This is a genomic window from Streptomyces sp. NPDC017943 (assembly GCF_044328425.1).
GTDB classification, from domain to species: domain Bacteria; phylum Actinomycetota; class Actinomycetes; order Streptomycetales; family Streptomycetaceae; genus Streptomyces; species Streptomyces djakartensis_A.
Genome location: NZ_JBIRHH010000011.1, coordinates 223,698 through 235,012, shown reverse-complemented (window position 1 = coordinate 235,012; position 11,315 = coordinate 223,698). Strand labels below are relative to the sequence as shown.

At 73.2% G+C, this 11,315-nt stretch carries 9 protein-coding genes; 6 read left to right on the top strand and 3 right to left on the bottom strand.

Annotated elements, in window-relative coordinates; translation table 11 throughout:
- Positions 1–170: 170 nt before the first annotated feature.
- The 3 genes from ACH4C6_RS30605 to ACH4C6_RS30595 all read right to left on the bottom strand — a co-directional run bounded on the left by ACH4C6_RS30605 (position 171) and on the right by ACH4C6_RS30595 (position 3,863).
- Entirely contained in the window at positions 171–2,435 is a 2,265-nt protein-coding gene (locus ACH4C6_RS30605) for an MMPL family transporter (RefSeq protein WP_398111885.1), read from the bottom strand.
- Between the two features lie 209 nt (positions 2,436–2,644).
- A complete protein-coding gene (locus tag ACH4C6_RS30600; RefSeq protein ID WP_398111884.1) occupies positions 2,645–3,151 on the bottom strand; it encodes a GtrA family protein in 507 nt (168 codons plus the stop codon).
- A 40-nt stretch (positions 3,152–3,191) separates the two neighbouring features.
- Positions 3,192–3,863, bottom strand: coding sequence for a DUF4097 family beta strand repeat-containing protein (locus ACH4C6_RS30595; protein WP_398111883.1), 672 nt, complete (start codon positions 3,861–3,863; stop codon positions 3,192–3,194).
- A gap of 351 nt (positions 3,864–4,214) precedes the next feature.
- Between ACH4C6_RS30595 and ACH4C6_RS30590 the strand changes: the two genes are divergently transcribed.
- The 6 genes from ACH4C6_RS30590 (at position 4,215) to ACH4C6_RS30565 (ending at position 11,187) form a co-directional block, all read left to right on the top strand.
- Positions 4,215–5,603: an MFS transporter gene (locus tag ACH4C6_RS30590; protein ID WP_398111882.1), complete on the top strand. Its 1,389-nt coding sequence runs from the start codon at positions 4,215–4,217 to the stop codon at positions 5,601–5,603.
- 206 nt (positions 5,604–5,809) lie between these two features.
- A complete protein-coding gene (locus ACH4C6_RS30585; RefSeq protein WP_398111881.1) occupies positions 5,810–6,553 on the top strand; it encodes a helix-turn-helix domain-containing protein in 744 nt (247 codons plus the stop codon).
- Between the two features lie 144 nt (positions 6,554–6,697).
- Positions 6,698–7,963 carry a beta-ketoacyl-[acyl-carrier-protein] synthase family protein gene (locus tag ACH4C6_RS30580; protein WP_398111880.1) on the top strand — a complete coding sequence of 422 codons (1,266 nt, stop codon included), beginning with the start codon at positions 6,698–6,700 and terminating at the stop codon, positions 7,961–7,963.
- A complete protein-coding gene (locus ACH4C6_RS30575) occupies positions 7,960–9,204 on the top strand; it encodes a ketosynthase chain-length factor (RefSeq protein WP_398111879.1) in 1,245 nt (414 codons plus the stop codon). The genes ACH4C6_RS30580 and ACH4C6_RS30575 overlap by 4 nt, the downstream gene beginning before the upstream one ends.
- A 76-nt stretch (positions 9,205–9,280) precedes the next feature.
- Entirely contained in the window at positions 9,281–9,544 is a 264-nt protein-coding gene (locus ACH4C6_RS30570; protein WP_398111878.1) for an acyl carrier protein, read from the top strand.
- 11 nt (positions 9,545–9,555) lie between these two features.
- On the top strand, positions 9,556–11,187 hold the full coding sequence (locus ACH4C6_RS30565) for an FAD-binding oxidoreductase (protein ID WP_398111877.1): 1,632 nt from the start codon (positions 9,556–9,558) through the stop codon (positions 11,185–11,187).
- Positions 11,188–11,315 lie beyond the last annotated feature (128 nt).

The window sequence follows — 11,315 nt, the reverse complement described above, 5'->3', positions numbered from 1 at the left end:
CCGACCAGCTGGACCAGGCCGTCGAGCAGCACGGCAAGGGCGATCTGGCGGCGCTGCTGGCGGGCGGCGACACCTGGACCGTCGTCGGCTGACCCCGGCGGCCGACGCGAAGCGGCCCGGTGCGACCTGGTCGAGGTCGCGCCGGGCCGCTGCCACGGGAGCGAGGTGGGTCAGTGCACGAGGTCCGGCTCGCCGTCCGGGCTGCTCCGAGGTGCGGGCGGTGTGGCGGACTTCAGGCGCTGCTGCAGCTTCTCGCCCTCCACGTCGACGTCGGGTAGCAGCCGGTCGAGCCAGCGCGGCAGCCACCAGGCGGCGTTCCCGAGCAGGGAGTGCACGGCGGGCACGATGACCATGCGGACCACGAAGGCGTCGAACAGGACGGCCGCGGCGAGGCCGAAGCCCATCATGGCGACCAGGTCCTCGGCCTCGAAGATGAAGCCGGAGAAGACGCTGATCATGATGATCGCGGCGGCCACGACCACCCGTCCGCTGTGCCGGAAGCCCGTGACGACGGCGGTCTCGGCCGAGGCGCCGTGCACGTAGGCCTCTCGCATCCGGGTGACCAGGAAGACCTCGTAGTCCATGGCGAGGCCGAACACCACGCCGATCATGAAGATCGGCAATGTGGTCAGGATCGGGCCGGTCTGCTCGACGCCGAAGAACCCGGAGGCCCAGCCGAGCTGGAACACCGCGACCAGGGCGCCGAGCGCCGCGCTCACGGAGAGCAGGAAGCCGAGCGCCGCCTTCAGCGGGACCAGCACCGAGCGGAACACCAGCAGCAGCAGGAGGAAGGCCAGACCGACCACCAGGCCCAGGTAGGGCAGCAGCGCGTCGGACAGGGTCCGCGAGAAGTCGATGACCAGCGCGGTCTGACCGGTCACGAGGATCTCCGTGGCACCCGAGGACGCCTCGAGCTCCGCCGCCCGCGCGCGGATGTCCTTGACGAGGTCCTCGGTGGCGCTGTCGGTCGGGCCGGTCTTCGGAACGATGCTGAAGATGGCGGTGTCACCGGCCTTGTTGGCGGTGGCCGGGGACACCGAGGCGATGCCGCCGTCCTTCTTCAGTTCCGCGCCGACCTTGTCGCCGGCGGCGGCCGCGTCCTCGCCCTCGACCGTGACCGTCAGCGGTCCGTTGAACCCGGGACCGAACGAGTCGGACAGCAGGTCGTAGGCCTTGCGCTGGGTGGTGTCGGTCGCCATCGTGCCCTCGCCGGGCAGGCCCAGTTCCAGCTTGGTGGCGGGCAGGGCGAGCGCGCCGAGGCCGACCACCGCGAGGAGCAGCACCCCGAGCGGGCGGCGCACCACGAAGGAGGCCCAGCGGGTGGACAGGGCGGGCTTGGTCCGTGCGGCCAGCTTGGCGGCCTTCTCCTCGGACTTGCGCAGCTTGCGCGCCGACAGCGGCTTCTTGACCCGCACGAGGCGCCGGTCGGCGACCCGCAGGACCCGGCGCGGCGCGAAGCCGAGCAGGGCCGGTACGAAGGTGACCGCGATCAGTACGGCGACGGCGACGGTGCCCGCCGCGGCGAGTGCCATCTTGGTGAGGATCGGGATGCCGACGACCGCGAGGCCGCCCAGCGCGATGATGACGGTGAGTCCGGCGAAGACGACGGCCGAACCGGCGGTGCCGGTGGCGATGCCCGCGGCCTCCTGCGGCGTGCGGCCCTCGGCGACCTCGGAGCGGTAGCGGGAGACGATGAAGAGGGCGTAGTCGATGCCGACCGCGAGGCCGATCATCATCGCCAGGGTGGAGGTCGTGGCGGACAGGCCCAGCGTGGAGCCCAGGGCGGTGATGGCGGAGACGCCGACGCCCACGCCGATCAGGGCGGTCAGCAGCGGCATGCCGGCGGCGATCACCGAACCGAAGGTGAGGAACAGCACGAGGGCGGAGACGAGGACGCCGGCCTGTTCGCCGGTGCCGGACACGCTCTGCTCGATCGGGACGGCGTCACCGCCGGCCTCCACGGTCAGTCCGCCGTCGCGTGCCCGGTCGGTGGCCTCGGTGAGCGCGTCGTGCGCCTGGTCGGTGAGTTCGGGCGCGGCGACCTCGTAGGAGACCACCGCGTACGCGGTGCGACCATCGCGGCTGATGGTTCCGGCGGCGAACGGGTCAGCGACGCGCGCCACTTGGGGAGCCTCGCGGAGTTCACCGAGGAGCTTGCCGATCGCCGGCTTCTCGTCGGCGATCGCCGTGCCCTCGGGTGCCCGGATCACCACACGGGCGGTGGCGCCGTCGGCGCCCGCGTCGGGGAACTTCTCCTCGAGCAGGTCGAACGCCTTCTGCGACTCGGTGCCCGGCATCGAGAACTGTTCGGTCGGCGGGGTGGGTGCCGAGGACGCCGCGGCACCGACGCCGACGACGATCAGCACCCACAGCAGGGTCATGAGGCCGCGTCGCCGGAAGGCTGAACGACCGAGTCTGTACAGGAAGGTAGCCACGGGTAACCGCACTTCCGTCGAGTGGAGGGAGGAGGATCCGGATGGGCCGACCGCCCTGGGTCCGGGGCGGCGGCTCCGACACGTACCCACGGTGTCCTCGCGCGCGGGCGAGGGGCCGTGTTCTGTGGCGGTACGGGAGTGGTGCTCGAGCGATCGTCGAGCGGGCGAGCCGGTCCCGGCCGACGGCCGTGCCCGGTGCGCCCGTTCGGCTAGGCCGCCGTGGCCAGGGCGGGCACGCCCGCCGTGGCCTTGGGCGTCAGGGGACGTACGGCCGGGCCGCGGCGGACGGCGAAGACGCAGCAGCGCAGGACGAGGAAGCGGCCGGTACCGGCGAGCCCGGAGGCTCCCAGGTAGACGAGCTGCTCGGTCAGCAGGCCGGGGGAGGGGTGCAGCAGGTGCAGAAGCCCCACGGCGACGGTGGTGGCCAGGTAGGCCGCCGTCGCCGAACCCGCGGACTGCCAGTGCTCACGCCATGCGGCGCGGCGGCCCTGGGCGAAGGTGAAGCGGGCGTGCAGTTCGGTGCACACGAGAGTGGACGCGACGGTGACCGCCGCGTTCGCGGCCACCCAGGGCACGACCGCCGCCAGCAGCGGCACGGCGAGCCCGGCGAGGACCCCGGCGCCGCCGCCGAGGAGGACGAAGCGGAGGAAGGAGGCGAAGGGGCCCGGGCGGGCCCCGGCCGCCCCGGCGGGCGGTGGTCCGAGCGGCTGCTTCATGGCGGCGTCCTTCCTCTGCGCGCGGCTGCCGGAGGCGCGGTTACAGGCTGTGGGCGGTGATGTCGCCGTAGGAGGTGGTGGCGTGGACGGCCAGCTCGGCGGTGGAACCGGCCGTGTTGACCAGGGAGTTGTCGACCCGGCCGTAGCCGGTGCCGGCGTCGAGGGTGGCGGAGGTGCCGCGGGCGGCGCCGACGGTGATGGCCCCCTGCTCGGTGCGCAGGGTGAGCGTGCCGCGCACGGCCTCCCTGACGGTCAGCCCGCCCTTGCGGGTGGTGAGTTCGGCGGTGCCGTCCAGCCGGCCGACCGTGATGTCGCCGGCCTGGAGCGCCAGTCGCGCGGCCGCCGTCTCGTCGAGGTCGACGGTGCCCTGCGCGCCCTCGAAGACGACGTCACCGAGGCGTCCGGTACTGCGGAGTTCACCGTCGGCCACCTTCGCCTCGAGGCGCGAGCCGGCCGGCAGTTCGACGGTCACCTCCAGGGAGCCGGATGCGCCGGTGAGCGGGTGCGTCTCGGTGCGCGTCTCGATGCGCAGCACGCCGTCGGCGAAGGTCACCTCGGTCTGCTCCGCCGCCTTGGCGTCCCGGCTCCTGCCGGGGTCCGAGGGGCGGACCTCGACGGTGGTGTCGACCCGGTCGGCGGCCGTGAGCCTGACGCGTCCGGCGGGGACGTCCAGGACGACGGTCACGGGGGAGGGAGTCTTGAACGTCTGCATCTCGGGCTCCTTGCTTGCTGTTTCCGACGATAGAAACGCTACGTTGCATTCAGAGAATCGACAACTGGATTGTTGCGTGAAAGCGCCGTATTGCCTGCTCACCGACGTGAAATCGTTGCAACTGTCCTGAAGATAACGCAACAGGTCGCACCTTGTTGCGTTGCAATGAATGCAAGTGAACGGTCCGTGGTGGCGTGCTGCCGCCGACTGCCGTTGTAGCGCGCCCGGGCGGCTGCGCGGTGCGCGCCGGGCGATCCTCGACCCGCTCTCGAGCAGGGCTGAACCGGTCCTCCGCCGGCTCCGGTGAGGGTGGACGGCGACCGCCACACGTCCGCTCCGAGGAGGCCGCTCATGACCGTGCAGGTGCCGGAACCGGCGGTGGCGCCCGAGGCGCCCGCCCCGCGGGGGCGCGGCCGGGCCCGTGGTGCCGCCGCCCTCGGCGTGATCGCCGGCTGCAACGCGATGATCCAGCTCGACGACCCGATCGTGAACATCGCGCTGCCCGGCCTGCGCGAGGCGCTCGGGCTGTCCGCCGTGAGCGCCGCATGGGTGATCAACGCCTATCTGCTCACCTTCGGCGGCCTGTTGCTGCTGGGCGGCCGGGCGGGCGACATCCTGGGCCGCCGCAAGGTCTTCATGGCGGGCGTCGCCCTGTTCACGGCGGCCGCGGCGCTGCGCGGCTTCGCCCAGTCCGCGGAGTTCCTGATCGCCGTACGGGCGGTGCAGGGCGTGGGCGCCGCGCTCGCCGCACCCAGCGGACTCGCCCTGCTGCTCAGCACGTTCACCGAGGGACGCGCCCGCAAGCGGGCGATCGCGGTGTGCACCACGGTGGGCGCCGCGAGCACCGCCGGCGGGCTGCTCCTCGCCGGCATGCTCACCTCGCTCAGCTCCTGGCGCTGGGTGCTCTACCTCGACGTCCCCCTGGGCCTGGCGATCGTGCTGCTCGCGCCGTTCGTGCTCGACGAGACACCCCGCCATCGCGGCCGTTTCGACCTGACCGGCGCTCTGCTGTCCGCGCTCGGCGCCGCCCTGCTGGTCCACGGGCTGGCCCAGGCCGCCGAGCGGGACTGGAGCGACCCGGTGGTCGCCGGGTGCGTCCTCGGTGGCGTCCTGACGCTGGCGGTCTTCGCGGGCGTCGAGCGGCGGGCGCAGCAACCCGTCGTGGCGCCGCGGCTGTTCGCCGACCGTGACCGGCTGCTCGCCTACCTCGGTACGCTCGCCGTGCCCGGCGCCCTGATCGGCACGTACTTCTTCCTCAACCAGTACTTCCAGCAGCAGCACGGCTGGTCGGCCCTGGCCACCGCCGGGGCGCTGCTGCCCATGCCGGTGACCATGGCCGTGACCGCGGTGACCGCCGTCCGCCTCGAACGGCGCATCGGCATCCGCCGGTTGTGGGCTGCGGGCGCCGTGCTGCTGATGGCCGGGAACCTGTGGCTCTCCGCGCTCTCGGCCGGCGACGGCTACGCCCGGGTGGTGCTGCCGGCTCTGGTACTGCTCGGTGCGGGCATGGCGTGCTGCGTCCTGCCGCCGACCGTCCTGGCCACGTCGGGGCTGCGCGGGGACGAGGCGGGCACGGCCGCCGGCGTCCTGAACTCCCTTCAGTCCGTGGGTGGCTCGATCGGCCTGGCCACGCTCGTCATGGTCTCCTCGCGCACCGGCGGCATGCCGGGCGGCTTCGCCACCGGGGCGGCCTTCGCGGGCTGCGCCCTGCTGGCGGCACTGCTCCTGAGGCGCCGCTGAGCACGAGCCCGGCCGACCCTTTCGGACGGCGCGAACGCTACGTTGCGTTCAGCACATCGGCAAGAGGTGCAGGCCGAACGAGCAGGTGAAAACGCCAGGTGGCGACGGCGACGCTCGCCTGGCGCAACAAGAGGGCCCTCCTTTCATTGCAATGAATGCGGGCTGAAAGCTATGCTTCCCCTTCACGCACGGCGAAGGAGAACGCGATGCCGGGAGGCAGGCTCACCCAGCAGGAACGCCAGCAGATCGCGCTGGGACTGGCCGACGGCCTTCCCTACGCGGAGATCGCCCGGCGCCTGGACCGGCCCACCTCGACGATCACGCGCGAGGTGATGCGCAACGGCGGCCCCACCGCCTACCGCGCCGACCTCGCCCACCTCGCCACCGAACGCCGTGCCCACCGCCGCAGGCAGGCCGCGCCCCGGAGCGGGCAGCGCACACCCGAGCCCCACGGGCGCGACGCCGAGGCGGTGCGCGCGTACGAGGAGACCCTCACCACCGTCTTCATGGCGTCGGGCATGCCCAAGATGATGTCCAGGGTGCTGGTCTGCCTCTACACCACCGACGAGGGCAGCCTCACCGCCGCCGAACTCGTCCAGCGCCTCCAGGTCAGCCCGGCCTCCATCTCCAAGGCCATCACGTTCCTCGAGAGCCAGGGCCTGGTCCGGCGGGAGCGCGACGAACGCCGCCGCGAGCGCTACGTCGTGGGCGACGACGTCTGGTACCAGTCGATGATCGCCAGCGCCCGCTCGCTCACCCAGGTCGTCGAGGTCTCCCGGCAGGGCATCGGCGTCCTCGGTCCCGGCACCCCGGCCGCCAAACGCCTGGAGAACGTCGCCCGTTTCCTCGACTTCGTCCAGGAGAGCACCATCCGCGCCGCCGAACAGGCGCGCGAGGTCCTGCACACCCGCTCGGAAGCGGCGCGGGACGACACCCCGGCGCGGCCCTGACCGCCCCCGCGGCGACGGCTCGCACGGTGGGGTGAGCCGGCCCCTCTGATGGCTTGTTCAAGCCATTCTCCAGGTCCATCGGCGACGCTCGGACGGTAGCCGAGGTGGTCGTGACACCTGGAGGACAACTGTGAGGGACAGCCGATGAAACGGGTCGTGATCACCGGTATCGGAGTGGTCGCCCCGGGCGGGGTGGGTACCAAGGAGTTCTGGTCGCTGCTCACCGCGGGCCGCACGGCGACCCGGGGCATCACCCTGTTCGACCCGGCCCAGTTCCGCTCCCGCATCGCCGCCGAGGTGGACTTCGTCCCCGAGGCGCACGGACTGGGCGCGGCCGAGACCGCGAGACTCGACCGGGCCGCCCAGTTCGCGGTGGTGAGCGCCCGGGAGGCGCTGGCGGACAGCGGGCTGGCCGGAGGGCTCGACCCGCTACGGACCGGCGTCACCCTCGGCAGCGCCGTCGGCTGCACCACCGGGCTGGACGTCGAGTACGCGGCGGTCAGCGAGAACGGCGCGCACTGGCTCGTCGACCACACACGGGCCGTCAGCCACCTCTTCGACTACTTCGTGCCCAGCTCCCTGGCCGCCGAGGTCGCCCACACGGTCGGCGCCCAGGGCCCGGTGTCACTGGTCTCGACGGGCTGCACCTCCGGCCTGGACTCGATCGGCCACGCGGTGGAGCTCATCCGCGAGGGCAGCGCCGACGTCATGGTCACCGGTGCCACCGAGGCGCCGATCTCGCCCATCAGCGTCGCCTGCTTCGACGCCATCAAGGCCACCAGCCCCCGCAACGACGACCCTTCCACGGCGTCCCGGCCCTTCGACCGCACGCGCAACGGGTTCGTGCTCGGCGAGGGTTCGGCGGTGCTGGTCGTCGAGGAGCTGGAGCACGCCCGACGGCGCGGTGCGCACGTGTACGCCGAGATCGCCGGCTTCGCCAGCCGCAGCAACGCCTACCACATGACCGGTCTGCGCGCGGACGGGAAGGAGATGGCCGAGGCCATCACCGCCGCCCTGGACGAGGCCCGGCTCACTCCCGGCGACATCGACTACATCAACGCCCACGGATCGGGCACCAAGCAGAACGACCGGCACGAGACGGCCGCGTTCAAACGCAGCCTCGGGACGCGCGCCCACGAGGTGCCCGTCAGCTCCATCAAGTCGATGATCGGGCACTCGCTCGGCGCCATCGGCTCCCTGGAGGTGGCGGCCAGCGCCCTGGCCGTCGAGCACGACACCGTGCCGCCCACGGCCAACCTCCACGAACCCGACCCCGCCTGCGACCTGGACTACACCCCGCTCGTCGCCCGTGAACAGGTGACCGACGCGGTCCTCACGGTGGGCAGCGGCTTCGGCGGTTTCCAGAGCGCCATGGTCCTCACCCGCCCACACCTGGGAGCGAGCGCATGACGACCGGTATCTCCCCCACGACGGTCCGCACCGGCGTCGCCGTGGTCACCGGGGTCGGCGTCGCCGCCCCCAACGGGCTCGGCGCCGAGGCCTGGTGGGCCGCGGTGCTGCGCGGTGAGAGCGGCATCCGGCGCCTCACCCGGTTCGACGCCTCCGGATACCCGGCGCGTCTGGCGGGCGAGGTGCCCGGGTTCGTCGCCGAGGACCGGGTACCGAGCCGTCTGCTGGCCCAGACCGACCAGGTGACCCGGCTGTCGCTGGTGGCCGCGGAAGAGGCCCTGCGCGACGCCGGCGTCGACCCGGCCGAGCTGCCCGAGTACGCCGCCGGCGTGGTCACCGCCAGTTCGGCGGGCGGCTTCGAGTTCGGCCAGCGCGAACTGCAGGCGCTGTGGAGCAAGGGCGGCCAGTACGTCAGCGCGTACCAGTCCTTCGCCTGGTTCTACGCGGTCAACACCGGCCAGATCTCCATCCGGCACGGACTGCGCGGCGCCAGCGGCGTCCTGGTGACCGAGCAGGCCGGCGGGCTCGACGCCGTCGGGCAGGCCCGCCGCCAGCTCCGCAAGGGCTCCTCCCTCGTGGTCACCGGCGCGGTCGACTCCGCCCTGTGCCCGTGGGGCTGGACCGCACACCTCGCCGAGGGACGCGTCAGCCGGAGCGACGACCCCGGCCGGGCCTTCCTGCCGTTCTCCGCCGACGCCGGCGGATACGTCCCCGGTGAAGGGGGCGCCCTGCTGGTGCTGGAGGACGCCGAGGCCGCGCGGGCCCGCGACGCCCGGGGCTACGGGAAGGTCGCCGGGTACGCGTCCACCTTCGACCCGGCCCCGGCGGCCGGAGGAGGGACACGGCTCGGCGCCGCCGCCGAACTCGCCCTGGCGGACGCCGGGGTGCGGCCCGATCAGGTCGACGTGGTCTTCGCCGACGCCGCCGGTGAACGGGCGGCCGACCGCGCCGAGGCGGAGGTGCTCGCCGAACTGTTCGGGGAGCGCGGCGTGCCGGTGACCGCGCCGAAGAGCATGACGGGCCGCCTCGCCGCCGGGGGGTCCTCGCTGGACCTGGCCGCGGCCCTGTTCTCGGTGCGGGACCAGGTGATCCCCGCCACCGTCGGCACCGTGCGCCCCGCGGACGACTGCCCCCTGGACCTGGTGACCGGTGCGCCGCGCCGGGACGTCGCGGTCCGCACGGCGCTGGTGCTGGCGCGCGGGCGGGGCGGCTTCAACTCCGCCGCCGTGGTCCGCGCCTGAGCACACACCCGGGCCGTCACACCGTGACGACGCCCGGCCCCCGCAGAGAAGTCCGTACCGAAGGAAGAGGTTGACCGTGAAGCAGCTGCAACTCACCGACCTGACCACCCTGTTGCGCGAGTGCGCCGGCCAGGACGAGGGCGTGGACCTGGACGGGGACATCCTGGACGTCCCGTTCGTCGAACTCGGCTACGACTCCCTGGCGGTCCTCCAGACCACCGGGCGCATCGAGCGGGACTTCGATCTGATCCTGGACGAGGACGCCATCGACGAGGCCGAGACGCCCCGTGCCTACCTGGACCTGATCAACCGGGCGCTGTCCGAGCGCGCCGCCGTCTGAGCGGGGGAGTGATGACTGCTCCGAACCGCCGGCTCTTCGTCACCGGCACCATCGCCGCCGCGGCGACCGCCGGTGCCGCCGGCACCGCCGCCGTCGCGAACGCGGCGGCGCCCGAGGCCGCGGCGACCGGACCGAACGCCGTCGTGGTCGACCCGTCGGACCCGCGCTACGAGGACCTCGCCGTGCGCGGCAGCAACAAACGGTTCTCCGCCCGCCCGGAAGCCTTCCACCTGGCGACCACCACGGACCAGGTGGTGCGGGCCGTGCAGCGGGCCGTCCGGGACGGCAAGCACGTCGCCGTGCGCAGCGGCGGGCACTGCTACGAGAACTTCGTGGGCGACCCGTCCGTCCGGCAGGTCATCGACCTGGCCGGGATGGACACCGTGCGCTGGGACGCGGCACGTTCGGCGTTCGAGGTGGGGGCCGGTGCCCGGCTCGCGGACGTGTACCGGACCCTGTACTACGGCTGGGGCGTGACGATCCCGGGCGGCGCCAGCGCGACCGTCGCCGCCGGCGGCCATGTGCAGGGCGGCGGCTACGGCGCCCTGTCCCGGCGCCACGGCATCTCGAGCGACCACCTCCAGGCGGTCGAGGTCGTGGTCGTGGACGCCTCCGGGCGAGCCCGTGCGGTCATCGCCACGCGCGACGCCCGCGACCCCCACCGGGAGCTGTGGTGGGCGCACACCGGTGCGGGGGGCGGCAACTTCGGTGTCGTCACCCGCTACTGGTTCCGCTCCCCGTCCGCCCGGGGCGGCGACCCGGCCGCGGCACTCCCGCGCCCCCCGGGCAGCGTGCTGGCCGCCAGCGTGATGTTCCCGCGCGAGGGCATGACCAAGAGCGCTTTCCGCGCCCTGGTCGGCAACCACGGGCGCTGGCACGAGCGCAACAGCGGCCCGCGCTCGCCGTACACCGGGCTGTTCAGCGGGCTGGTGCTGCTGGGCCGCCAGGCGCAGGACGACCAGGGGCTGAGCGCCATCGCGTTCACCCACCTGGACGCGACCCTGCCCCACGCGGAGAAGCTGCTGAAGGACCACGTCGACGCCCTCGGCGCCGGGGTGGGCGTCGAGGCGTACACCCCGCCGACGGAGACCCTCCCGTGGCTGTCGTCCGTCGAGGCGCTGGCCACGGCCCAGGACGCGGAGACCGGCCGCCAGAAGATCAAGTCGTCCTATCTGCGGCGGTCGTTCACCGACGCGCAGATCGACGTCCTGTACGACGTCCTGGGCAGCACCGAGCACACCAACGACACCAGCTCGGTGTCGATCCAGTCGTACGGCGGGAAGGTCAACACCGTCAACCCGGCGGCGACGGCGTCCGCGCAGCGCGACTCGGTGATGAAGGCGCTGTTCATGAACACCTGGCAGAACCCGGAGCACGACGCGGCGAACGTGGACTGGCTGCGCCGCCTCTACGCGGGTGTCTACCGGGACACCGGCGGTGTGCCGGCGCCGGGGGAGCGCAGCGACGGCTGCTTCATCAACTTCCCCGACGTCGACATGGCCGACCCGAAGTGGAACACCTCCGGGGTGCCCTGGCACACGCTGTACTACGGCGCCAACTACCGGCGGTTGCAGGCGGTCAAGGCCGCGTGGGACCCGAGGAACGTCTTCCACCACCCGCTGTCGGTGAAGGCGGCGCGCTGAGGCCGCGCACAGGCGAGCGGGGGGGCCCCCGGGGCGGGGGGCGGCCGCCCGCCGGGGGGCGGGGCGGGGGCCGCGGGGGGGGGGGGGGCGCCGGGGGGTGCAACCCCGGGGCGTGCCGGGGCGGGACG

Bases quoted from the DNA above. Each gene is read 5' to 3' on its own strand.
- ACH4C6_RS30585 (WP_398111881.1), top strand. From the start codon at position 5,810: ATGCCGGGAGGCAGGCTCACCCAGCAGGAACGCCAGCAGATCGCGCTG.
- ACH4C6_RS30590 (WP_398111882.1), top strand. From the start codon at position 4,215: ATGACCGTGCAGGTGCCGGAACCGGCGGTGGCGCCCGAGGCGCCCGCC.
- ACH4C6_RS30600 (WP_398111884.1), bottom strand. From the start codon at position 3,151: ATGAAGCAGCCGCTCGGACCACCGCCCGCCGGGGCGGCCGGGGCCCGC.
- ACH4C6_RS30565 (WP_398111877.1), top strand. From the start codon at position 9,556: ATGACTGCTCCGAACCGCCGGCTCTTCGTCACCGGCACCATCGCCGCC.
- ACH4C6_RS30595 (WP_398111883.1), bottom strand. From the start codon at position 3,863: ATGCAGACGTTCAAGACTCCCTCCCCCGTGACCGTCGTCCTGGACGTC.
- ACH4C6_RS30575 (WP_398111879.1), top strand. From the start codon at position 7,960: ATGACGACCGGTATCTCCCCCACGACGGTCCGCACCGGCGTCGCCGTG.
- ACH4C6_RS30580 (WP_398111880.1), top strand. From the start codon at position 6,698: ATGAAACGGGTCGTGATCACCGGTATCGGAGTGGTCGCCCCGGGCGGG.